The organism is Sphingomonas albertensis, from assembly GCF_014358075.1.
GTDB lineage: Bacteria > Pseudomonadota > Alphaproteobacteria > Sphingomonadales > Sphingomonadaceae > Sphingomonas > Sphingomonas albertensis.
The window spans coordinates 17,050-39,892 of sequence record NZ_JACONT010000039.1 but is presented as its reverse complement, the minus strand read 5'-3'; the positions used below and the strand labels follow the sequence as shown (position 1 = coordinate 39,892).

Sequence of the window (22,843 nt, the reverse complement as noted above, 5' to 3'; positions counted from 1 at the left end):
CGTTACTGCGACCTCTCCAACTGGGCCCCGGCCTTCGCCGGGGTGGCGGAAATGATTGGATGACAGCCCTCACTTCCTTGTTCTCCCGCGAAGGCGGGAGCCCAGGCTGGATCCCTGCCTTCGCGGGGAAACATAGCAGGCGCACGGTAGAGAAGTTCGGTTTGCCGCCCTCGACCATCAAGCGGCAACCGCCTTGCCGGCCAACCCTGCAACACCGGCAACCGCTTGCCGTTCGCCTTGCCGCCCCCTTGCCGCGACCCGGCAAAACGCCATCCGCCACCCTCACCGCCAAAACTGGCACGGCCATTGCTTATGTCCGGTTGCGCAATCGGTGCGCCAGGAGACGGGCTTGTGTCAGGCGACACGCTTTTCGGAGTTCACGGGGCGGCACTCGAGGTGCGCTCGCAGCGCATGGGTGTGCTGGCGTCGAACATCGCCAACGCCTCGACGCCCGGCTTCAAGGCGCGCGACATTGATTTCCAGTCGGCGCTCGCGTCGGTCGAGAACGATGGCGGCACCGATGCTGCAACCAAATACCGCATTCCGACGCAGACCTCGATGGACGGCAACACCGTCGAGCTGAGCCAGGAGCAGACCGCGTTCGCCGAGAACGCCGTCCAGTATCAGACGACCCTGTCGTTCCTGAACGGGCGGATCGGCCAGATCACCCGCGCGCTGAAGGGGGAATAAGATGTCCAACCAGCCCATGACGATCTTCCAGGTCGCCGGCCGCGCGATGTCCGCGCAGCTCGTCCGGATGAACACCACCGCGTCCAACCTCGCCAATGCCGGCGGCACCGCGGGGTCCGCCGAGGCCGCCTACAAGACGATGAAGCCGGTGTTCCGTACCAGCTTCGACGCGGCGAGCGGCATGTCGACGGTCGATGTCGAGCGCGTCGTCACCGCCGGTGAAGCGCCGACCAAGCGCTACGATCCCGACAATCCGATGGCCGACAAGGATGGCAACATCTTCGAGGCGGCAGTCGATGAAACCCGCGAGATGGTCGACATGATGGAGACCGCCCGCAGCTACCAGAACAACATCGAAGTGATGAACACGGCCAAGTCGCTCATCATCGATACCCTCAAGCTAGGTCGCTGATCATGGCATCCTCCTTCGATACCACGCTGTCCAACATCGGCATCACGCGCTCTTCGACCGCGGCCGCGCCGAAGACCACGACGGCCGCCGAGTCGGGCACGCTCAACCAGAACGACTTCCTGAAGCTGATGACCGCGCAGATGCAGAACCAGGATCCGTTCAACCCGGTCGACAACACCCAGATGGTCGCCCAGATGGCGCAGTTCTCTTCGCTCGCGGGCATCTCCGAGATGAACACGACGATGAAGGCGATCTCGGACAAGCTCGGCGCGACCAGCGCCAGCGATGCGATGGGGTATGTCGGCAAGACCGTCCTGACCGAGGGCAGCACTGCATACGGGCGTACCGGTGGCGGCATCGCGGGCTCGGTCGAGCTGGCGGGCGCCGCGACCGGCGTCAACGTCACGATCAGCGATATGAACGGCGTCGCGCTGAAGACGATGCCGCTCGGCGCGCAGGCCAAGGGCACCGTCGGCTACGACTGGGACGGCAAGGATTCGACCGGTGCGGATGCCGGCAGCGGCCCGTTCACGGTCAGCATCAACGCCCAGAACAACGGCACCTCGGTCGCCGCGACCGGGCTGGTCTGGGCACCTGTCCAGTCGGTCTCGACCACCACCGGTACCACCATCCTCACCCTTCCCGGGATCGGCGAAGTGCCGGTCAGCGCAGTCCGCCAGATCGGCTGATCGCACCCTCGATTTCAAGGAGTTAAACGCATGTCCTTCTACACTTCGCTTTCCGGTCTCCAGGCATCGCAGACCGAGATGTCGACGATCTCGCACAATCTGGCGAACGTCTCGACCAACGGCTTCAAGAAGAGCCGCACCGATTTCGCCGACGTGATCGCATCCAGCGTGTCGGTCGCGCCGTCGCAGCAGGTCGGCTCGGGCGTCATGGTCAAGGGCAACCGCCAGCAGTTCGCGCAAGGCAATCTGATCCAGTCGGCGAACGCGCTCGATCTCGCCGTATCGGGCGACGGCTTCTTCGTGGTGAAGCCCGAGACCGGCTCGTCGCAGGTCAGCTTCACGCGCAATGGCGGCTTCCTGGTCGATGCGGACCGCTTCGTCGTCGATTCGAACGGCAGCCACCTCCAGGTCTATCCGGTCGACGGATCGGGCAGCGTCGTCGCTACCGGGCTCCAGTCGGCGATCAGCCTGCAGCTGCCCGAGACGAGCGGCACGGCGGCACCGACCAAGGCGGTCACGCTGGGCGTCAACCTCAACGCCAGCTCGAAGGTGCCGACCACGGCCACGTTCGATCGCTTCGATCCGTCGAGCTACAACCAGTCGGCGCAGACCACCGTCTACGACGCGTCGGGCAACGCGATGACGCTGACCAATTATTTCAAGCGCACCTCGGTATCGACCGACGCGAACACGCCGAGCACGTGGGAAGTCCACAGCTTCGTCGGCGACCAGGAACTGTTGAGCGGCGGCGTCGCGGGGGCGACGATGACGTTCGACGGAACCGGCAAGCTGACCGACCCGACCGCACCGATCGCGTATGACGAGTTCACCACGGCCGGTTCGGCGACCCCGCAGCAGATCTCCTTTAGCTTCGGCGGCGACGCGACCACGCAGAAGGCGAGCGCGTTTGCGGTGAACTCGCGGACGCAGGATGGCAAGGCGGTCGGCCAGATCCAGGGCGTGACGATCGACGAGAAGGGGATCGTCAAGGCGAGCTTCTCGAACGGCGACACGCAGGCGCTCGGCCAGGTGATGCTCGCCAACTTCTCCAATCCGGAGGGCCTGCGCCAGCTCGGCAACAGCTATTGGTCGTCGACCGGCGTGTCGGGCGAGGCGAAGCTGGGCGAGGCGGGCTCGAACGGGTTCGGCAATCTGATGTCGGGGACGATCGAGCGGTCGAACGTCGACATCACCGAGGAACTGGTCAGCCTGATCGCGGCACAGCGCAATTTCCAGGCGAATTCGAAGGCCCTGGATACCGCCAGCCAGATCTCGCAGACCATCTTCAACATCCGCAGTTGATCGACGGCGCGGCGGGGGGAACCTGAATGGACAAGCTGGTCTACACCGCGGCGACGGGCCTGCGCGCGCACATGGCGGCGCAGGCGGCGATCGCCAACAATATGGCGAACGCGTCGACGACCGGTTTTCGCGCCGACCGCGTGGTGTTCGACCGGCTCGACCTGAAGGGCGACGGCACTACGATCGAGGCGCGTGCGCCGACCTCGGAAGAGGTGACGGACGCCGATCGTGCGCCGGGTGCGATCCAGCTGACCGGGCGTCCGCTCGACGTCGCGATCACCGGCACCACCGCGTGGCTGGCGGTGCAGGCGTCGGACGGTTCGGAAGCCTATACCCGCCGTGGCGATCTGGAGGTTGCGCCGTCGGGCGTGCTCCAGACCGGCGACGGGCATCCGGTGATCGGCTCGGGGGGGCCGATCACCCTGCCGCCCTACCAGTCGCTGTCGATCTCCGCCGACGGGACGATCTCGATCATCCCGCAGGGCGGCGACGCACAGAACCCGCAGGTGATCGACAAGCTCAAGCTTGCCGACACCAAGGGGTCGGACACCGTCAAGGGTCTCGACAGTCTGCTGCGCGTGAAGGGCGGGGGGACGCTGCCCGAAGATCTCGATGCGAAGGTGCAGGGCGGGGCGATCGAGGGATCGAACGTCAACATGACGCAGGCGCTGGTCGACATGATCGAGAACCAGCGCAGTTACGAAGTCCAGGCCAACATGTTGAAGTCCGCCAAGGACATGGATGAAAGCGGTGCATCGCTGATGCGCCTGCCGAGCTAGGAGGAACCGACGAATGTCATCCGCAGCCATGCATATCGCGCGTACCGGGCTCGACGCCCAGGATACCCGCATGCGCGTCATCTCGAACAACCTCGCCAACGTGAACACGACGGGCTTCAAGAAGGACCGTGCGGCGTTCGAGGCGCTCGCCTATCAGGTCGTCACGACGCCCGGTACGCAGAGCACCGCGGAAACGAAATACGCGACCGGGCTCAACCTCGGCACCGGCGTCCGGCTCCAGGGCACGGCGCGGATCGACACGCAGGGCGCGATGCAGACGACCGGCAACAGCCTCGATCTCGCGCTCGACGGCGACGGCTATTTCCAGGTGCAGATGCCCGGCGGCACGCTCGGCTATACCCGCGCCGGCAATTTCTCGCGCTCGGCGGAAGGCCTGCTGGTCACCAGCGAGGGCTATCAGTTGCAGCCTGGCATCACCGTGCCCGAGGGCACGACCGCGATCACGATCGGTTCGGACGGTACCGTGTCGGCGACCGTCCCCGGCCAGACCGAGGCGACGCAGATCGGCCAGATCCAGGTCGCCAGTTTTCCGAACGGGGCAGGGCTCCAGGCGACCGGCGACAACTACCTCGTCGAGACCGCGGCCAGCGGCGCGGCCAATGTCGGCATCGCCGGGCAGGACGGCCGCGGCAACATCAAGCAGGGCATGCTCGAAGCGTCGAACGTCAACGTCGTCGAGGAACTCGTCGACATGATCGAGACGCAGCGCGCGTACGAGGTCAATTCGAAGATGATCTCGGCAACCGACGACATGCTCAAATACGTCAACCAGAACATCTGATCGCGGAGCGCAGCATGATCCGCCCAACTTTCATTTCGCTTCTCGCCATCGCGGCGATCGCCGGCCCGTCGTCGGCGGATGCCAGCATCTTCGGCAAGAAGGCGCCGCCCGAGGATTTCTCGGTCGCGCGGCCGTTGCCGGTCCAGCCGGTCCCGGTCGTCGCGACCGGTTCGATCTTCCAGGCGCAGGACGGTTATGCCGCGCTGTACGAAGGCTGGCGCGCGCGGAAGGTCGGCGATCCGCTGACGATCGTGCTGGTCGAGCGGACCGCCGCGTCGAAGTCGTCGGGCTCGAAGCTCGACAGCAACGGCGGGGCGAGCATCACGCCGCCGACCACCGGCGCGCTCAACCTGTTCAACAAGAGCGATGCCTCGATCAGCGGCGGGCGCAATTTCAACGGCACCGGCGCCGCCGACCAGGCGAACTCGCTCTCGGGCGAGGTCAGCGTGACCGTCGCCGCAGTCTATCCCAACGGCACGATGCTGGTGCAGGGGCAGAAGCGCGTCACGCTCAACCGCGGCGACGAGTTCCTGAAGATCAAGGGCCTGGTCCGCACTGCTGACGTCGACGCCAACAACCGCGTGCTGTCGACCCGCGTGGCCGACGCGCAGATCTCGTACACCGGCAAGGGCGACGTCGCCCGCGCCGGCCGCCAGGGGTGGCTCGGCCGCTTTTTCTCCGTCGTCAGCCCGTTTTGATGCTGCGGCGTGCCCTCACCCTTCCCACCCGGCAAGTGCCGGCCGGGCCCCTTCCCTCTCCCCTCAGGGGAGAGGGAGAGACGCCGAAGGCGGCGAAGGGTGAGGGCACGTGTTCCGGCTTGAGGTTTTCCATGATCCGCTTTCTCTTCGCTATCCTCGCCGGTTGCCTCATCGCCGCGCCGGCCTCGGCCGACCGCATCAAGGATCTGGGCGGGTTCCAGGGCATCCGGTCGAACCAGCTGACCGGCTACGGCATCGTCGTCGGCCTGCCAGGCACCGGCGACGACAATCTCGAATACACGGTGCAGTCGCTCAAAGCCGTCGCATCGCGCTTCGGCCTGCAGCTGCCGCCGTCCGCGAACCCGGGCATGAAGAACGCGGCGGTCGTGATGATCACCGCCGAACTGCCGCCGTTCGCCAAGCCCGGCCAGCGGCTCGACATCACCGTCGCCTCGATGGGCAAGGCCAAGTCGCTGCGTGGCGGCAGCCTGATCATGACGCCGCTGCTCGGCGCGGATAACCAGATCTACGCGATGGCGCAGGGCAACCTCGCGGTCGGCGGCTTGGGCGCAGAAGGTGCGGACGGGTCGAAGATCGTCGTCAACGTGCCCTCGACCGGTCGCATCCCCGAGGGCGCCACCGTCGAACGCGCGGTCGCGACCGGGTTCGACAGCGCGCCGACGCTCACCTTCAACCTCGCACGCGCCGATTTCACGACCGCGCAGAACGTCGCCGGCGCGATCAATTCGAAGCTCGGCTTCGGCAGCGCGCAGGCGATCGACGCGGTCTCCGTCGCGGTGCGCGCGCCGTTCGGTGCCGACATTCGCGCCACTCTGATGTCGACGATCGAGAATCTCGACGTCGTCTCCGCCGAGCCATCCGCCAAGGTCATCGTCAACGCGCGCACCGGCACCGTGGTCATCAACTCGGCGGTCCGCGTGGGGCCCGCGGCGATCACGCACGGCAAGATGACGGTGCGGATCGACGAGAAGCCCCAGGTCAGCCAGCCGGCCCCATTCAGCGGCGGCCAGACCGTTGTCACGCCGAACAGCGCCGTCGCGGTCGAGGAGGAGCGTCGCCCGATGTTCCTGCTAAACCCCGGCCCCCGGCTGGCCGACATCGTCAAGGCGGTCAACGCGATCGGCGCATCGCCGGCCGACCTGGTCGCGATCCTCGAGGCGCTGAAGGAAGCCGGCGCGCTCAAGGCCGAGTTGATCGTCCTGTGAGCCCGCTCAACGCACCCGCCCCGCCGACGACTGCGCCGATGACTGCGCCGACGCCCGCGCCCACGACTGCGGCGACCACCGGCATCTCGACCGACACGAGCCGTCTCAAGTCGAAGGACAATCTCGACAAGGCAGGCCAGCAGTTCGAGGCGGTCTTCACCGGCATGATGCTGAAGAGCATGCGGCAGGCGAAGCTCAGCGATCCGCTGTTCGATTCGAAGGCGATCGATACCTTCACCGATATGCAGGACGGGCTGGTCGCGAAGTCGATGGCCGAGCACACGCCGCTCGGCATCGGCAAGGCGATGACCGATTTCCTGGCGAAGTCTCAATCCGATCTTAACGAACCCACGGCAGGTTCGCCGCCATGAGCGATCTCCTCTCGATCGGCGCCTCGGGCGTTCGCGCCTACCAGACCGCGCTGTCGACGGTGTCGGAGAACATCGCGAACACTGGGACGGTCGGCTATACCCGGCGGACGACGACGCTCGCCGAGGTCTCGTCGGTCAATGGCGGGATCAACGCGCGCAACTCAGCGACCGGCAGTGGCGTGGTCGTCGTGGGCGTCGGCCGCAGCGCCGATGCGTATCGATCGCAGGCGGTCCGCTCCGCGGGCACCGATCTCGGCAAGACCGAGACCAGCGTCGCGTGGATGAGCCGGATCGAATCCTCGCTCGGCGACAACAAGCTCGGCGACCGCCTCACCAGTTTCTTCGGGTCCGCCCAGACCTTGTCGGCCGATCCAACCTCGGTACCGGCGCGCGCGGTAATGCTCGAAGCGGCGAAGACCGCGGCGGAGGCCTTTGCCGCGACCGGCAAGGCGCTCGATACGGCCGCGACCGAACTCGATTCGTCCGCAACGCAGGCGGTCCAGTCGCTCAATGCGCTCGGCACCGCGCTTGCCAAGGTCAATGACGGGCTCGCGCGCACGCAGCCGGGTTCGTCGAGCGCGGCGCAGCTCGCCGATCAGCGCGACCAGCTGCTCGACCAGATGAGCACGCTGACCGATGTCAGCACGGCATTCGACGATCTCGGGCGCGCGACGGTGCGGCTCGGCAGCGCGACCGGCACGGTATTCGTGGCGGGTAACGAAAGCGGGCAGGCGTCGTTCGCCCGCAACGACGAAGGCGCGGTGCAGTTCGCGATGACGCGCGGCGCCGTCACGTCCGACCTGTCGCCGACGGGCGGTGCGCTCGCCGGGATGGCGGACGGCGCGCAGCGGATCGCCGCGGCGCGCGAATCGCTCAACGGCATCGCCAGCGACTTCACCGCCCAGGTCAACGCGGTCCAGGCGCAGGGACGCGACCTCGACGGCAATCCGGGTACCGCGCTGTTCGCGACCGGCACCAGCCCGACCGACATCTCCGTTTCGCTGACCGATCCGCGCGGGATCGCCGCTGCCGGCGCGACCGGCGGTATGCGCGATGCCTCCAATCTGTCGGAATTGCAGGCGGTCCGTACCAAGGGCGGCTTCGAGACGCGGACGACCATGCTCGTTGCCGGCAACGCCGCCGCGCTCGAACAGCGCAAGACGGTCGCCGATGCGCAGGGCGCGATCCGCGATGGCGCGGTCGCGTCGCTCGCGTCCGCCTCGGGTGTCGACCTCGATAGCGAAGCGGTCGACCTGCTGCGCTTCCAGCAGGCCTATCAGGCGTCGAGCCGCGTGATCCAGACCGCGCGCGACACGTTCCAGACCATCCTCGATCTACGGTAAAGCCCATGCAGATCGCCACCAGCCTCTTCTACGATCGTGCCGCGAGCACGATGACGTCGCTCACCGGCAGGGCGGATGCGTTGCAGACCCAGATCGCGACGACCAAGCGCTTTTCCGCGCCGTCGCAGGACAGCGTCGCCTATCAGCGGCTCGCAACGCTTGCGCGCGATACCGCCGACGACAAGGCGTATGCGGCCAATCTCGGCACCGCCACGTCGGTGTTGAAGCAGGGCGATACGAGCCTCAGCGCGATCAGCGACCAGCTCCAGACCGCGAACACCCTCGTGACGCAGGCGCGTAACGGCACGCTCAACGCGACAAACCGCAAAGCCATCGGCGAACAGCTCGCCGGGATCGTCGCGACTCTTACCGGCCTCGCCAATGGCAAGGACGCGCGCGGGCAGGCCTTGTTCGGCGGTGGCGACGGTACGGCGGCGGTTGCCACCGACGGCAGCTATGCGCTCGCCTCCAAGCCGGTGTCGGGTATCCCGATCGGCGACAGCCAGAGCGTGCAGGCGAACGAGACCGCGGCACGGGTCTTCACAATCGGTGGCACGACGCGCCCCGATGGCAGCATTGAGGGCGGTACCAACACGCTCGCGATGCTCGCGGCGATCGCGACCGCGCTGCAATCGGACGATTTCACGCCGGGTGCGCTCGATACGTCGCTGGCCGACATCAGTGCGGCGTCGGATCAGGTCTCGACCGTCCAGGCCTCGCTGGGCGCGCGCGCGGCGCGGGTCGATCTGGAGACGGCGCGACTGAAGGATACCGGCGTCGACCGCGAAGCGACCCGCTCTGCGCTGGAAGATACCGATATTCCGACCGCGGTGGTCGAGCTGCAGAAGACGATGACGATCCTGTCGGCGACACAGGCGAGTTTCTCGAAGCTCTCCTCGCTCTCGCTGTTCGATTATCTTCGCTGACGTTTCGACGACCGATATTTTTTAGGCAGGGCGCGGCGTCTGGTAACCGGTTGGCTACTAAATCCGGTTAATTCTCTGGCTACGTACCTGCCATTGTCGGCCCAGGGGGAATTTCCAGCACCATGTTTCCGGTCATCGGCATCGTCGTCCTCCTCGTCATGGTGTTCGGAGGATTCGCCTTTACGGGTGGCGCGCTCGGCCCCGTTCTGGAGGCGATCCCGCACGAGATGCTGATCATCGGTGGCGCCGCTGCGGGCGCGCTGATCATCGGCAATTCGGGCAAGGAACTCAAAGCGCTCGGCGCCGGCCTCGGCAAGGTCTTCAAGGGCCCCAAATACAAGAAGCAGGACTATCTCGACGTCATCTTCCTGGTCAGCAAGCTGATGAAGATGCTGCGGATGGACGGGCCGATCGCGCTCGAGCCGCATGTCGAGGACCCGCAATCCTCGGCGATCTTCGCGGAATATCCGAAGCTTCTGAAAGACCACGCCCTCATCGACCTGATCGCCGATACGCTGCGCCTTGTCGTGGTGTCGTCAGGGACGCTCGACGTGCACGCGGTCGAGGAAGTGATGGATCAGTCGATCAAGACGCATCATCACGAGGAGGAAAGCGCGCACGGCACGCTGACCAGCCTCGCCGATGCCTTGCCGGCGCTAGGCATCGTCGCGGCGGTGCTGGGCGTGGTGAAGACGATGGGCTCGATCGACAAGCCACCGTCGATCCTCGGCTCGATGATCGGCTCGGCGCTGGTCGGCACGTTCATGGGCGTTTTGCTGGCGTACGGCATGGTCGCGCCGCTCGCCAACCGGTTGCGCCAGGTGCTCGACGCCGATGCGGCGATCTACGGCGTGGTCAAGCAGATCATCATCGCCTCGCTGCACGGTCATCCGCAGCCGCTGGTGATCGAGGCTGCCCGCTCGGGCATCGCGCACAAGAACCAGCCGGGCTTCGCCGAAGTCTTCGACGGTCTTCGCGGCAAGTAGGGGGCGGCAGACAGCATGGCCCGCGCGCCCCACGGCAACATCCAGCCACCGAAAATCATCGTAAAGAAGATCTATATCGAGGGGCATGGCGGCCATCACGGCGGCGCCTGGAAGGTCGCCTATGCCGATTTCGTGACCGCGATGATGGCGTTCTTCCTGTTGTTGTGGATCCTCGGTGCGACCACCGAAAAGCAACGCAAGGGCATCGCCGATTATTTCGCGCCGACGTTGATCGACACGCGCTCGCTGGGGATCGGCGGCGGCGCGCTGTTGGGTGGTGAGTCGATTCTGGACAAGAACAAGATCGGACCCAAGGCGGGCCAGACGAGCATGCCGCAGATCGCGATTCCTGATGCGGGGCAGGGCGGTCCGTCGACCGGAACGGGCGAGCAGGGATCGATCAAGAACCGCGAGGCTCTCGCCAGCGAGGATCGCAAGAATTTCGAGGCGATGCGCAAGCGCGTGCTGAGCCAGATCCAGGGATCGGCCAAGCTCTCGCGGCTTGCCAGTCATGTGCGGTTCGTGCGGACCCAGGACGGCATGCGGATCGACCTGGTCGACGACGCCGATTATTCGATGTTCGCGCTGGGCACGACCGCGCTCGATCCGCAGGCCAGCGAGCTGATCGGCATGATCGCGGGCTCGATTTCGGGCATGCAGAACCCGATCATGATCCGCGGGCATACCGACAGCGTGCCGTATGGCGATCCGCGGGCGATGAACAACTGGATGCTGGCATCGGGCCGAGCCGAGGCGACGCGTCGCCGCCTATTGTCGGGTGGCACGCCGGAAGCGCGGTTCGAACGGATCGAAGGGGTGGCCGACCGCGAGCCGCTGATCGTCAAGGACCCGCACGATCCACGCAACCGTCGCGTTGCTATCACGCTGCTGTATCGCCGCGGCTCGTTCGGCAGGTAAGCAATTCCACCCGCGACTTGGACACAAAAAAGACCGACGCCGCGAGGCGCCGGTCTGGTTAGCGTAGACGACCTGCCGAGATTTACTCTGCGGCGGTGGTTTCGGTCTTGCGCTTGCGCGTCGTTGCAGCCGTAGCGGGCGCGGACGCCGTGTCGGTCTTGCGCGGACCAGGCTTGCGACCCAGGCCGATCTTCTTCGCCATCGCACGACGGCTTTCGGAATAATTCTCGGCGACCATCGGATAGTCGGGCTTCAGGCCATAGCGTTCGCGATATTCGGCGGGCGTCATGCCGTGCGTCGCCAGATGACGGCGCAGCGTCTTGTACGACTTGCCGTCGATCATCGAGATGATGTGATCCTTCGACGCGAGCGATTTGCGCGCGGTGACCGCGGGCGTATATTCGGTCGGTGCCTCGGCAACCGGGGCTTCGGTCGCACTGCCGAGCAACGCAGACACGGTCTCGTGCATCTTGCCGAGAAACGCGGGTACGTCTTCCGCGGAGCTACGGGTATTGGGGTTACCGAGCCAAGCAATCGTCAGCTCGGTTGCGAGTTCGACGGCATTCAGGTCGGTGGTATCTTCGGCCATATTGCACTCCATGATCTGCCGACGCCGTAACGACGTGCGACATTCAGTTCAACCGCAGAAATAGCCTTGCGGAATGATAATTCGGATAATGCGATATTGATAGGCTCAATGTGACGAGATGCATTCATTCTGATTGCTTTACATCAATGTCCCAGTTGCGCGATCAACGGATGGAATCATGAATAATAGTTCATCGCACTGGAGCCTGGTATCGGTGTCATCGACAGCGAACTTTGCGGTGGACGTATTCGACTGTCTGCTCCCGGCATGCGTCGTCACACGGTGACGCCGATCCGAATTCCGTGCATGGCGGCGACGGGGTCGAGCGAGCGGTCGTCGACCCCGTCGTGCCGGCGGTAAAAGTGCGGGGCGATACGCTGGTCGGAGATGGTGGCTTGAAGGATGCCTTGTTGATGGACGCTACGGCAAACCCCGCGATGACGAACGGCGGCGATCGCGTCACCAAACGTCTGGTGCTCGCCCTGTCCTTTGCACGCTGAGTTCCGATGACACCCCTGACCTTCGATCGCCCGGACGAGCAGACTCGCGCTCGCCCCGATTGCCACCAGGCGATCAGCATTCTCGACCTGTTCACGATCGGGATCGGGCCGTCGAGTTCGCATACCGTCGGGCCGATGCGCGCGGCGTGGTTGTTCGCGGATCTGGTCGCGGACGAGAAGCCGGTGGCGGTGCGCGTCGATCTGTATGGCTCGCTGGCGCTGACCGGGCGAGGACATGCGACCGACAGCGCGGTGATGCTGGGGCTGAGTGGCGCGCAGCCTGAGACGATCGATCCGGACCTGATCCCAGTGCGGCTCGCGGCGATCCGGTCCAGCGGGCGGCTGATGCTCGGCGAGCGGGTGGAGATCGGGTTCGAGGAGAGCCAGCATCTGCTGTTCCATGCGCAGACCTTCCTGCCGGGACATCCCAACGCGGTGACGTTTACAGCGACGTTCTCCGATGGGCGGAGCGTGGAGCGCACCTATTTCTCGATCGGCGGCGGCGCGATCGTCGAGGCGGGGTCGGGGCCGGTCAAGGCGAACATTATCTTGCCACGGCCGTTCTCGTCCGGGGCGGAACTGCTCGCGACCGGTGATGCTACGGGGATGACGATTGCCGAAATCGTCCGCGAGAACGAGATCGCGTGGCGGCCGGACAGCGAGACCGATGCGTTTCTCGATGCGGTCCGGGGTGCAATGTTCGCCTCGATCGACCGCGGGTGCCGGCAGGGCGGCATCCTGCCGGGCGGGCTGAAGGTACCCCGTCGGGCGAAGGCGTTGTTCGAGGGGTTGCAGGCACGCGATACCGCAGCGGATCCCTCCGCGGTGTTCGAGTGGGTGAGCCTGTATGCGCTCGCGGTAAACGAGGAGAATGCCGCGGGTGGCCGCGTCGTGACCGCGCCGACCAATGGCGCCGCGGGCGTGCTGCCGGCGGTGCTGCGGTTCTACGAGACGTTCACCAAGGACCCGACGGCGAAGGGCGCGCACGACTTCCTGCTGACCGCAGCGGCGATCGGGTTTCTCTACAAGAAGCGGGCGTCGATTTCGGCGGCGGAGATGGGGTGCCAAGGCGAGGTCGGCGTCGCGTGCTCGATGGCGGCGGGGGCGCTGGTCGCGGCGCTCGGCGGGACCAACGCGCAGATCGAGAACGCAGCCGAGATTGGGATGGAGCATAATCTCGGCCTGACCTGCGATCCGATCGGCGGGCTGGTCCAGATCCCGTGCATCGAGCGGAACACGATGGGCGCGATCAAGGCGATCAACGCCGCGTATCTGGCGCTGCGGGGGGACGGTCGCCATATCGTCAGCCTCGATGCGGTGATCGAGACGATGCGCCAGACCGGTGAGGACATGCGCTCGCAATATAAGGAGACGTCGCTTGGTGGCCTAGCCGTCAACGTCGTCGAATGCTGAAGGATTTCCCATGACTGCCCCGACGAACCCGCTTCTCGATACGCTGTCGCTGCCCCGTTTTGCGGAGCTGTCGCCCGACCAGATCGCGCCTGCGCTGGACGAGGCGATCGCGCGGCATGAGGCGATGGTCGAGGCGCTGACGACCGCCCGGCCGACCGATTTCGCGGGCGCTTGGCTGCCGTACGAGCGGGCGAATACCGAGATTGGCGCGATCTGGTCGGCGGTGTCGCATCTGCACGGGGTGGCGGACACGCCGGAGCTGCGCGCGGCGTACTCGGAGGGGCAGAAGCGGCTCGTCGAGAACGACATGAAGGTCGGGCAGAACCGCGATCTGTACGAGGTGTTCGTGGCGCTGAGCGTGTCGCCCGAGTTCGCCTCGCTGTCGGATGAGGACCGGGTCGCGGTCGAGCAGACGATCCGCGACTTTAAATTGTCGGGCGTGGCGCTGGAGCCCGAGGCGCGCGACCGGTTCAGCGAGATTTCGGTCGAGCTGTCGGGGTTGTCGAACGAGTTCGGTAGCGCGGTGCTGGATGCGACCGACGCTTGGTCGGAGCTGGTGACGGACGAGGCCGATCTCGCAGGCATTTCCGATGCGGACAAGGCGATGTTCGCGGATGCCGCCAAGGCTAAGGGGCTGGAAGGTTGGCTCGGCACTTTGCAACAGCCGAGCGTCAATGCGGTGTTGACCTTCGCCGAGAACCGGGAGTTGCGTGCGCGCATGTACCGGGCGTTCGCGACACGCGCGTCGGACCAGGGGCCGAACGCGGGCGAGTTCGACAACAGTGCGCGGATCGCGCGTATCCTCGAACTGCGGCACGAAGGTGCCAAGCTGCTCGGCTTCACCGATCCGGTCGCGTGGTCGCTCGAGACGAAAATGGCCCCAAATGGGGCGGAGGTGATCGCGTTCCTGCGCGATCTGGCGCGGCGGGCGAAGCCGGCGGCGGAGCGCGACCTTGCCGAGCTGAAGACGTTTGCTGCCGAGCAGCTCGGGATCGCCGATTTCGAGCCCTGGGATGCGGGTTTCGTGTCGAACCGGTTGCGGCAGGATCGCTATGCGGTCGATGCACAGGTGGTGAAAGCGTATTTCCCGGTCGAGCGCGTGATGGAGGGCTGGCAGACGCTGATGCAGCGGCTGTTCGGGATCAAGCTGGTCGAGCGTGACGACGTCTCGCTGTATCACGACGACGCACGCTTCTTCGATGTGGTGGACGAGAGCGGCACGGTGTTCGCCGGGCTGTATCTCGACCTCCACGCACGCACTGGCAAGCGTGGCGGCGCGTGGATGGCGCAGGCGCGGCCGCGGCTGCACGACGGCAACACCGTGACGGTGCCGGTCGCGTATCTCGTGTGCAATTTCGCGCCGGATGGCGGCGAGACGCCGTCGCTGCTGAGCCACAACGACGTGACCACGCTGCTGCACGAGACCGGGCATTGCATCCACCTGCTCTTCACCAAGGTGAACCGGCCGAGCATTGCCGGGACCAACGGCTTCGAGTGGGACGCGATCGAGCTGCCGAGCCAGCTGATGGAGGATTTCGCCTGGGACAAGGCCGTGCTGACCGGCATGTCGGGCCACTACAAGACCGGTGAGACGCTGCCCGCCGACCTGTTCGAGCGGATGGTGAAGGCGCGGCATTTCCAGGCGGGGATGTTCATCCTGCGCCAGGTCGAGTTCGCGCTGTTCGACCTGCTGCTCCATCTGGGCACGATGGGCAGCGATCCGATCGAGGTGATCGAGGCGGTGCGCGACGAGGTGGCGGTGATCCGCCCGCCCGCATGGCACCGCTTCGCACACGCGTTCAGCCACATTTTCGCAGGCGGGTACGCGTCGGGCTATTACAGCTATCTCTATGCCGAGTTGCTCGCCGCCGATGGCTTCGAGGCGTTCGCCGAGGCCGGCCTCGTCGATCGCAAGACCGGCGACCGGTTCCGCGAGGAAGTTCTCGCGCGCGGTGCGACGCGGCCTGCGGCGGAGAGCTTCCGCGCGTTCCGCGGGCGTGATCCCGAGCCGACTGCGATGCTGGTCCGGCACGGGCTGCAAGGGTGACCAAGCGGGTCGACCGACGCTGGTTGTCGGAGGCGGTGCGGCGGATCGAGGCGGATTATAACCGGTCCGCCGACACCCATCTGATCCGCGTCGACCTGCCGCGCTATCCCGGCATCGTGCTGTATCTGAAGGACGAGAGTTCGCACCCGACCGGCAGCCTCAAGCATCGGCTTGCGCGCTCGCTGTTCCTGTACGCGCTGTGCAACGAATGGATCGGGCCCGAGACGACGGTGATCGAATCCTCGTCCGGCTCGACCGCGGTGTCGGAGGCGTATTTCGCGAAGATGCTGGGGCTGCGGTTCATCGCAGTGGTGCCCGCGACGACCGCCAGCCCCAAGCTCGACGCGATCCGCTTCCACGGCGGCGAGATCCACATGGTCGACGACCCGCGCACCGTCTATGCGGTCTCGCACTGCTTGGCGGCGGAAACCGGCGGGCATTATCTCGACCAGTTCACCTATGCCGAGCGCGCGACCGACTGGCGCGGCAACAACAACATCGCCGAGAGCATCTTCGCGCAGATGGCCGAGGAGGAGCATCCGTGCCCGTCCTGGATCGTCTGCGGGGCGGGGACCGGCGGCACGTCGGCGACGATCGGGCGCTTCATCCGATACTGCCGTCACGACACCAAATTGTGCGTCGCCGACCCGGTGCATTCGGTCTTCCACCGCCATTTCGCGGACCGTTCGGTCACCGCGTTGCCGGAAGGGTGCGCGTCGCGGATCGAGGGGATCGGGCGGCCCCGCGTCGAGCCGAGCTTCGTGCCGAGCGTGATCGACCGGATGATCGCGGTCGAGGACGCCGACAGTATCGGCGCGATGCGGGCGCTGTCCGATCGGCTCGGGCGGCGTGTCGGGGGATCGACCGGGACCAACCTCTGGGCCTGCGCCGGACTCGTCGAGGAGATGGCGGCGGCGGGCGAGACGGGGAGCATCGTCACGCTGTTGTGCGATGGCGGCGAGCGCTATGGCTGCACCTATTACGACGATGCGTGGCTCGACGAGCGCCAGGTGGCGTGGACTGATCCCGCGGCGCGGATGACGCAATTTCTGGGCTAGAACCGATGACGACATGGCAGTTCTGGATCGATCGCGGCGGCACGTTCACCGACGTCGTCGCGCGGCAACCGGACGGACGGATCGTCACCGCCAAGCTGCTGTCGGAAGATCCCGAGCGCTATGGCGACGCGGCGGTCGAGGCGATCCGGCGGCTGACCGACGGGGCGGACGTCCCGCTCGAACTGCGGATCGGGACGACGGTCGCGACCAACGCTTTGCTCGAGCGCAAGGGCGAGCCGACGTGTCTCGCGATCACGCGCGGGTTCGGCGATGCGTTGCTGATCGGTCACCAGGAACGGTCCGACATTTTCGCGCGCGACGTGAACCGTCCGCCGCCGCTGTTCGCGCATGTCGTGGAGGTCGACGAGCGGGTCGGGGCGGAGGGCGATGTGCTTGGGCCGCTCGACGTCGACGCGGCCCGTGCAGGGCTACAGACGGCATTCGATAGCGGTTTGCGCGCCGTCGCCATCGTCCTAATGCACGGCTATCGCTTCACCGCGCACGAGGAGGCGCTGGCGGCAATCGCGGCCGAGATCGGCTACACGCAAATCTCGGTCAGCCACCGCGTCGCGCCGCTGATCAAGCTGATCGGGCGCGGCGATACGACCGTCGTCGATGCGTATCTGTCGCCGGTCGTCGATCGCTATGTCGCGGGCCTGAGCGACGCGCTGGGGCAGGGGGCGCTGTTCATGCAGTCGTCGGGCGGGCTGATCGACGGCGCAGGCTTTCGCGGCAAGGACGCGATCCTGTCGGGCCCCGCGGGCGGCATCGTCGGCATGGCCGCGACCGCGCGCGAGGCCGGGTTCGAACAGATCATCGGCTTCGACATGGGCGGCACCTCGACCGACGTGTCGCACTACGCCGGGACGTACGAGCGTGACACCGAGACGCTGATCGCCGGCGCCCGCATCCGCGCGCCGATGCTGCGGATCCACACGGTGGCGGCAGGCGGCGGCTCGATCTGTCGGTTCGACGGCGAGCGGCTGATCGTCGGCCCCGAGAGCGCGGGCGCGGTGCCGGGGCCGGCGTGTTACCGCCGCGGCGGGCCGCTGACCGTGACCGACTGCAACGTGATGCTCGGCAAGGTTCGCCCCGAATTCTTCCCCGCGCTGTTCGGACTAGCCGGCAACCAACCGCTCGATGCGGAGGCGGTGGCGGCGCGGTTCGCGGAATTGCCGCTCGATCTGCAGGTCGCCGCCGAAGGGTTCGTCGCGGTCGCGGTGGCCAACATGGCGAATGCGATCCGGACGATCTCCGTCGCGCGCGGGCATGACGTGACGCGCTACACCCTCGCCTGTTTCGGTGGGGCCGGGGGGCAGCATGCGTGCCTCGTCGCCGACGCGCTGGCGATGGACCGGGTGATGATCCACCCGCTCGCCGGCGTGCTGTCGGCGTACGGCATGGGGCTCGCCGATCGTCGCGTGCTCCGCGAGGCGACCTCGGGTGCTGCGTTCGCGGACTATGCCGCGATCACGCAGGCGCTGGACGGTCTGGCGGAAGCAGCGCGCGACGCCCTGGTGGCGCAGGGTGTCACGGTCGACGACGTGTGGATCGAACGCCGCGTGCATCTGCGTCGAGGCCAGACCGACCACACGATCGAACTCGATCTCGACGAACCGCCAGCGATGATCGCCGCGTTCGACACCGCGCACATCGCCCAGTTCGGGTTCGCCAGCGAAGCACCGCTGATCGCCGACCGGATCGTAGCCGAGGCGATCGCCGAAAGTCCGCCGATCGATGCCGCTCTTGTCGCCTTCCCCGACGAGCCAGCCTCGCCGCTGTCCGTCGCCCCGGTTTACATGGCGGGCGCATGGCACGACACGCCCGTCCTGGCGCGCGAAGGTCTGCCCGCGGGCCACGCCATCGACGGCCCCGCGCTGATCCTCGACAGCGTCTCGACCACCATCGTCGAGCCCGGCTGGCGCGCGCGCGTCGATCCGATCGGCAACCTGATCCTCGACCGCATCGCACCCCGTGTCGGCGCCAGCATCGGCACCGAGTCCGATCCCGTCCGGCTGGCGATCTTCGCCGGTCTGTTCATGAGCATTGCCGAGGAGATGGGCGCCGCACTCCAGCGCTCCGCTGCCTCGGTCAACATCCGCGAACGGCTCGACTTCAGTTGCGCGCTGTTCGACGCGCACGGCAACCTCGTCGCCAACGCCCCGCACATCCCGGTCCACCTCGGCTCGATGGGCGAGAGCATCCGCACGATCATCGACGCACGAGGCGGCCGCGCAGACGGCCGCGGTATCCGCCGCGGCGACGCCTACGCGCTCAACGCGCCGTATCGTGGCGGCACGCATCTCCCCGACATCACCGTCATCGTGCCGGTTTTCGCGGATGAAGACGATGCGCCCGCGTTCTTCGTAGCCGCCCGCGGCCATCACGCGGACGTCGGCGGGATCACCCCAGGATCGATGCCGCCCGAAAGCCGCTCGGTAGAGGAAGAGGGCGTGCTGCTCGACGACGTGCTAGTGGTCGACGAAGGGCATTTTCTCGAAGCCGAACTGCGCGAAGTGTTCGCGAGCGGCCGCTATCCCGCGCGCAACATCGACCAGAACATCGCCGATCTCGCCGCGCAGTTGGCCGCCTGTACGCGCGGAGCGACAGGGCTCGCACGACTGGCCGACGAATACGGCACGGACGTCGTTGCGGCCTACATGGAGCACGTTCAGGCCAACGCCGACGCCGCCGTCCGCCGCTTGATCTCGACGCTCGAAGACGGCGCGTTCGCCTACGAGATGGACGACGGCGCTGTCGTCCGCGTGGCGGTCCGCGTCGACCGCGCAGCCGCGACGATGGTCGTCGACTTCGCAGGCACTAGCGATCAGCGCCCGACCAACTTCAACGCCCCCGTTTCGATCGTCCGCGCGGCGGTGCTCTACGTCGTCCGCGCGCTGATCGACGAGGCCGTCCCGCTCAATGACGGCTGCCTGCGCGGCGTAACGATCCGCGTGCCCGAAGGCTCGATGCTCAACCCGCGCTACCCGGCCGCGGTCGTCGCGGGCAATGTCGAGACAAGCCAGGTCGTCACCGACGCGCTGTTCGGCGCGCTCGGCGCGATGGCCGCGAGCCAGGGGACGATGAACAACTTCACCTTCGGCAACGCCGTGCACCAATATTACGAGACGATCGCCGGCGGTGCGGGCGCTGGCCCCGGTTTCGACGGCGCGTCGGTGATCCAGACGCACATGACCAATAGCCGTCTCACCGATCCGGAAATCTTCGAGACGCGCTTCCCCGTATTGTTGGAGGAGTTCTCGATCCGCCGTGGCTCGGGCGGGGCGGGCGCTCACCACGGCGGCGACGGGGCAACACGGCGCGTGCGCTTCCTCGAAGAGATGACCGCCTGCATCCTCGCCAACCGCCGCCGCGTCGCGCCGTTTGGCATGGCGGGCGGCGAAGGCGGCGGGTTGGGCTCGGCCACCGTCGAGCGCGCCAATGGCAGCGTCGAACGGCTCGGCTCCACCGCGAAGGTCGACGTGCACGCAGGCGACGTGTTCGTGATCGAGACGCCCGGCGGGGGCGGCTTTGGCAAGGCATGACCGCGACGGCCGGTTGCGATACCGCGACGAACGCGGCACACACGGCGCGCATTCGATCAGCCTGAAAGTGAGCCCATGACCGCATTCCGTTCCCGCGCCCTGTTCGTCCGTCTGCTCGCGGGATCGGTGCTGGCGATCGCCGCGCCGGCCGTCGCGCAGACGACCAACAACGCGCCCGGTGCAGCGGCGGCGCGGACCGAGGCTCCCAAGGTGCGGCCTTGGATGAACACCGCGCTGAGTGCCGATGCGCGCGTCGACCTGCTGCTCAAGGAGATGACGCTCGACGAGAAGCTGCAACTCACCTTCGGCTATTTCGCGACCAATGCCGACTGGCTGAAGACGTCTGTCAAGAACTGGGTCTATCCCAAGGACGGCCTGCCCGCGTCCGCCGGGATCGTCCCCGGCATCCCGCGGCTCGGCATTCCCAACCAGTGGCAGACCGATGCCGGCGTCGGCGTCGCCAGCCAGCGCGGGCCGACGCCTCGCCTGCGCACCTCTCTGCCGTCGGGGATCGCGACCGCGTCGACCTGGAACCCGGAACTGGCGCAGGCCGGTGGCGCGATGATTGGCCGGGAGGCGTTTCTGTCGGGCTTCAACGTGCAGCTCGCGGGCGGGATGAACCTGACGCGCGAACCGCGCAACGGCCGCAATTTCGAATATGGCGGCGAGGATCCGCTGCTTGCCGGGATCATCACCGGGCACGAGATCAAGGGCATCCAGTCGCAGCACGTCGTCTCGACGATGAAGCATTACGCGTTCAACGGGCAGGAGACGAACCGCTTCACGATGGATCACCGGATCGGCGAACAGGCCGCGCGTCAGTCCGATCTGCTCGCGTTCGAGATCGCCAACGAAGTCGGGCAGCCCGGCTCGGTGATGTGCGCGTACAACCGCGTGAACGGCCATTATGCGTGCGAGAACGACTGGTTGCTCAACAAAGTCCTGAAGCGCGACTGGGGCTTCAAGGGCTATGTCATGTCCGACTGGGGCGCGGTGCACTCGACCAGCGAGGCGGCCAATGCCGGGCTCGACCAGCAGTCCGGCTGGGCATTCGATCGCTCGGCGTATTTCGCCGATGCGCTGCGCGAGGCGGTCAACAACGGCCATGTCAGCGAAGCGCGTGCGACGGACATGGCGCGGCGCGTGCTGTGGGGCATGGTCTCGGTTGGCGCGTTCGATACGGTCGTGGGCGGCGATCAGGCGACCAAGATCGACTATGCCGCGCATGCCGCGGTGACGCGCGCGGATGCGGAGGAGGGCATCGTCCTTCTCAAGAACAGCGCGGGATTGTTGCCGATCGCCAAGACCGCGAAGTCGATCCTGCTGATCGGCGCGCATGCCGACGTCGGCGTGCTGTCGGGCGGCGGCTCTAGCCAGGTCTATTCGCACAACGCGCCGACCAACGGCTTGATCGTGCCCGACGAGTTTCCGAGCGGCTTCCCGGGGCCCAAGACGTATCACGCGTCGTCGCCGATGAAGGCATTGCAGGCGCGGACCGGTGCGACAGTTACGTATCTCGACGGCAAGGACGTGAAGGCGGCCGCTGCGGCGGCGCGTACGGCGGACGTGGTCGTGGTGTTCGGCGAGCAGTGGACCGGCGAGTCGTTCGACGTCCCCGATCTGAACCTGCCCGACAACCAGAACGCGCTGATCAACGCGGTCGCGGGGGCGAACAAGAAGACCGTGGTCGTGCTCGAAACCGGCGGTCCGGTCGTGATGCCGTGGCTGGGCAAGGTCGGTGCGGTACTGGAGACGTGGTATCCGGGCACGGCGGGCGGCGAGGCGATCGCGCGCGTGCTGACCGGCGAGGTCAATCCGTCGGGGCATCTCCCCGCGACCTTCCCCGCGTCGCTGGCACAGACCCCGCGGCCCAAGCTGGAGGGCGATCCGAAGCTTGACCGCGATGCGCATCCGATGGGGAATTACGACATCGAGGGGGCCGCGGTCGGCTATAAATGGTTCGACAAGACCGGCGCCAAGCCGCTGTTCCCGTTCGGCTACGGGCTATCCTACACCAATTTCGCGATGACCGGCCTGACCGCGGCGCCTGCGGGCAAGGGCATCAAGGCCGACTTCACCGTCCAGAACACCGGCGCGGTACAGGGCAAGGCGGTCGCGCAGGTCTATGTGTCGGGCGCGGGCTGGGAAGCTCCCAAGCGGCTCGGCGCGTTCCGCAAGGTCGATCTCGCCCCGGGCAAGAGCCAGACGGTATCGGTCACGATCGACCCGCGCCTGCTCGCGACGTTCGACGTCGCCAGCGGCGGCTGGAAGATCGCGGGCGGCGACTACAAGGTGATGCTCGCCACCTCCGCGGCGGACATCGTCCAGACCGCAACGGTCCGCGTGGCCGCGCAGACGCTCGACGTGAAGGGACGCTAGGCTGGTTCGGGGGTTATCCCGTTCAAGTTGGGGGTGTCGCCATTCGGTTTTAGACGCCAGGTCAGCTCTTTTCCTCCGTCATGCCGGGCTCGTTCCGGCATCCACGGTCCCGCACGATCGAGAGATTTTGGTTCGCGGAACGGTGAACCCCGGAACCAGTCCGGGGTGAC

The 22,843-nt window shown here is 66.6% G+C and carries 20 protein-coding genes; 19 read left to right on the top strand and 1 reads right to left on the bottom strand.

The features are described 5' to 3' along the window. Positions 1 to 312: 312 nt before the first annotated feature. The 13 genes from H8S47_RS15530 (at position 313) to H8S47_RS15470 (ending at position 11,142) form a co-directional block, all read left to right on the top strand. On the top strand, positions 313 to 690 hold the full coding sequence (locus tag H8S47_RS15530) for a flagellar basal body rod protein FlgB (protein WP_187504697.1): 378 nt from the start codon (positions 313 to 315) through the stop codon (positions 688 to 690). 1 nt (position 691) lies between these two features. Beyond that, complete coding sequence (flgC, locus tag H8S47_RS15525) at positions 692 to 1,102, top strand: flagellar basal body rod protein FlgC (RefSeq protein WP_056485088.1); 411 nt, start codon at positions 692 to 694, stop codon at positions 1,100 to 1,102. 2 nt (positions 1,103 to 1,104) lie between these two features. Continuing rightward, positions 1,105 to 1,791: a flagellar hook assembly protein FlgD gene (locus H8S47_RS15520; protein WP_187504696.1), complete on the top strand. Its 687-nt coding sequence runs from the start codon at positions 1,105 to 1,107 to the stop codon at positions 1,789 to 1,791. Between the two features lie 30 nt (positions 1,792 to 1,821). Next, on the top strand, positions 1,822 to 3,093 hold the full coding sequence (locus tag H8S47_RS15515; protein WP_187504695.1) for a flagellar hook protein FlgE: 1,272 nt from the start codon (positions 1,822 to 1,824) through the stop codon (positions 3,091 to 3,093). Between the two features lie 26 nt (positions 3,094 to 3,119). Continuing rightward, positions 3,120 to 3,872 (top strand): flagellar basal-body rod protein FlgF, encoded by a 753-nt coding sequence (gene flgF / locus H8S47_RS15510; protein WP_187504694.1) that lies wholly within the window; start codon positions 3,120 to 3,122, stop codon positions 3,870 to 3,872. Positions 3,873 to 3,885: 13 nt separating this feature from the next. Continuing rightward, on the top strand, positions 3,886 to 4,674 hold the full coding sequence (flgG, locus tag H8S47_RS15505; protein ID WP_187504693.1) for a flagellar basal-body rod protein FlgG: 789 nt from the start codon (positions 3,886 to 3,888) through the stop codon (positions 4,672 to 4,674). A gap of 14 nt (positions 4,675 to 4,688) precedes the next feature. After that, positions 4,689 to 5,372 carry a flagellar basal body L-ring protein FlgH gene (locus H8S47_RS15500; RefSeq protein ID WP_187504692.1) on the top strand — a complete coding sequence of 228 codons (684 nt, stop codon included), beginning with the start codon at positions 4,689 to 4,691 and terminating at the stop codon, positions 5,370 to 5,372. A gap of 131 nt (positions 5,373 to 5,503) precedes the next feature. After that, the gene (locus tag H8S47_RS15495; protein WP_187504691.1) at positions 5,504 to 6,598 is read left to right on the top strand and encodes a flagellar basal body P-ring protein FlgI; all 1,095 of its coding nucleotides are present in this window, start codon (positions 5,504 to 5,506) and stop codon (positions 6,596 to 6,598) included. Next, positions 6,595 to 6,969 (top strand): rod-binding protein, encoded by a 375-nt coding sequence (locus H8S47_RS15490; RefSeq protein WP_398456258.1) that lies wholly within the window; start codon positions 6,595 to 6,597, stop codon positions 6,967 to 6,969. The genes H8S47_RS15495 and H8S47_RS15490 overlap by 4 nt, the downstream gene beginning before the upstream one ends. After that, entirely contained in the window at positions 6,966 to 8,312 is a 1,347-nt protein-coding gene (gene flgK, locus H8S47_RS15485; RefSeq protein ID WP_187504690.1) for a flagellar hook-associated protein FlgK, read from the top strand. The genes H8S47_RS15490 and flgK overlap by 4 nt, the downstream gene beginning before the upstream one ends. Before the next feature lie 5 nt (positions 8,313 to 8,317). Next, positions 8,318 to 9,238, top strand: a complete 921-nt coding sequence (locus tag H8S47_RS15480) for a flagellin N-terminal helical domain-containing protein (RefSeq protein WP_187504689.1) — start codon at positions 8,318 to 8,320, stop codon at positions 9,236 to 9,238. Positions 9,239 to 9,360: 122 nt separating this feature from the next. Further along, positions 9,361 to 10,224, top strand: coding sequence for a flagellar motor stator protein MotA (gene motA, locus H8S47_RS15475; RefSeq protein WP_187504688.1), 864 nt, complete (start codon positions 9,361 to 9,363; stop codon positions 10,222 to 10,224). Positions 10,225 to 10,239: 15 nt separating this feature from the next. Further along, on the top strand, positions 10,240 to 11,142 hold the full coding sequence (locus H8S47_RS15470; RefSeq protein ID WP_187504687.1) for a flagellar motor protein MotB: 903 nt from the start codon (positions 10,240 to 10,242) through the stop codon (positions 11,140 to 11,142). An 82-nt stretch (positions 11,143 to 11,224) separates the two neighbouring features. On the opposite strand, the gene H8S47_RS15465 is transcribed toward H8S47_RS15470, so the two are convergent. Then, complete coding sequence (locus H8S47_RS15465; RefSeq protein ID WP_187504686.1) at positions 11,225 to 11,731, bottom strand: Ros/MucR family transcriptional regulator; 507 nt, start codon at positions 11,729 to 11,731, stop codon at positions 11,225 to 11,227. 302 nt (positions 11,732 to 12,033) lie between these two features. Here H8S47_RS15465 and H8S47_RS15460 point away from each other — a divergent pair, with 302 nt between their 5' ends. The 6 genes from H8S47_RS15460 to H8S47_RS15435 all read left to right on the top strand — a co-directional run bounded on the left by H8S47_RS15460 (position 12,034) and on the right by H8S47_RS15435 (position 22,673). Beyond that, positions 12,034 to 12,231, top strand: coding sequence for a hypothetical protein (locus H8S47_RS15460; protein ID WP_187504685.1), 198 nt, complete (start codon positions 12,034 to 12,036; stop codon positions 12,229 to 12,231). A gap of 6 nt (positions 12,232 to 12,237) precedes the next feature. Next, the gene (locus H8S47_RS15455; protein ID WP_187504684.1) at positions 12,238 to 13,644 is read left to right on the top strand and encodes an L-serine ammonia-lyase; all 1,407 of its coding nucleotides are present in this window, start codon (positions 12,238 to 12,240) and stop codon (positions 13,642 to 13,644) included. Between the two features lie 10 nt (positions 13,645 to 13,654). Beyond that, a complete protein-coding gene (locus H8S47_RS15450) occupies positions 13,655 to 15,691 on the top strand; it encodes a M3 family metallopeptidase (RefSeq protein ID WP_187504683.1) in 2,037 nt (678 codons plus the stop codon). Next, a complete protein-coding gene (locus H8S47_RS15445; protein WP_187504682.1) occupies positions 15,688 to 16,749 on the top strand; it encodes a PLP-dependent cysteine synthase family protein in 1,062 nt (353 codons plus the stop codon). The genes H8S47_RS15450 and H8S47_RS15445 overlap by 4 nt, the downstream gene beginning before the upstream one ends. Positions 16,750 to 16,754: 5 nt before the next feature. Continuing rightward, positions 16,755 to 20,294, top strand: coding sequence for a hydantoinase B/oxoprolinase family protein (locus tag H8S47_RS15440; RefSeq protein WP_187504681.1), 3,540 nt, complete (start codon positions 16,755 to 16,757; stop codon positions 20,292 to 20,294). 75 nt (positions 20,295 to 20,369) lie between these two features. Continuing rightward, entirely contained in the window at positions 20,370 to 22,673 is a 2,304-nt protein-coding gene (locus tag H8S47_RS15435) for a glycoside hydrolase family 3 C-terminal domain-containing protein (protein WP_187504680.1), read from the top strand. Positions 22,674 to 22,843 lie beyond the last annotated feature (170 nt).

Bases quoted from the DNA above. Each gene is read 5' to 3' on its own strand.
- H8S47_RS15495 (WP_187504691.1), top strand. From the start codon at position 5,504: ATGATCCGCTTTCTCTTCGCTATCCTCGCCGGTTGCCTCATCGCCGCG.
- H8S47_RS15465 (WP_187504686.1), bottom strand. From the start codon at position 11,731: ATGGCCGAAGATACCACCGACCTGAATGCCGTCGAACTCGCAACCGAG.
- H8S47_RS15520 (WP_187504696.1), top strand. From the start codon at position 1,105: ATGGCATCCTCCTTCGATACCACGCTGTCCAACATCGGCATCACGCGC.
- flgF (WP_187504694.1), top strand. From the start codon at position 3,120: ATGGACAAGCTGGTCTACACCGCGGCGACGGGCCTGCGCGCGCACATG.
- motA (WP_187504688.1), top strand. From the start codon at position 9,361: ATGTTTCCGGTCATCGGCATCGTCGTCCTCCTCGTCATGGTGTTCGGA.
- H8S47_RS15450 (WP_187504683.1), top strand. From the start codon at position 13,655: ATGACTGCCCCGACGAACCCGCTTCTCGATACGCTGTCGCTGCCCCGT.
- flgK (WP_187504690.1), top strand. From the start codon at position 6,966: ATGAGCGATCTCCTCTCGATCGGCGCCTCGGGCGTTCGCGCCTACCAG.
- flgC (WP_056485088.1), top strand. From the start codon at position 692: ATGTCCAACCAGCCCATGACGATCTTCCAGGTCGCCGGCCGCGCGATG.
- H8S47_RS15470 (WP_187504687.1), top strand. From the start codon at position 10,240: ATGGCCCGCGCGCCCCACGGCAACATCCAGCCACCGAAAATCATCGTA.
- flgG (WP_187504693.1), top strand. From the start codon at position 3,886: ATGTCATCCGCAGCCATGCATATCGCGCGTACCGGGCTCGACGCCCAG.
- H8S47_RS15435 (WP_187504680.1), top strand. From the start codon at position 20,370: ATGACCGCATTCCGTTCCCGCGCCCTGTTCGTCCGTCTGCTCGCGGGA.
- H8S47_RS15455 (WP_187504684.1), top strand. From the start codon at position 12,238: ATGACACCCCTGACCTTCGATCGCCCGGACGAGCAGACTCGCGCTCGC.
- H8S47_RS15480 (WP_187504689.1), top strand. From the start codon at position 8,318: ATGCAGATCGCCACCAGCCTCTTCTACGATCGTGCCGCGAGCACGATG.
- H8S47_RS15440 (WP_187504681.1), top strand. From the start codon at position 16,755: ATGACGACATGGCAGTTCTGGATCGATCGCGGCGGCACGTTCACCGAC.
- H8S47_RS15500 (WP_187504692.1), top strand. From the start codon at position 4,689: ATGATCCGCCCAACTTTCATTTCGCTTCTCGCCATCGCGGCGATCGCC.
- H8S47_RS15515 (WP_187504695.1), top strand. From the start codon at position 1,822: ATGTCCTTCTACACTTCGCTTTCCGGTCTCCAGGCATCGCAGACCGAG.
- H8S47_RS15530 (WP_187504697.1), top strand. From the start codon at position 313: ATGTCCGGTTGCGCAATCGGTGCGCCAGGAGACGGGCTTGTGTCAGGC.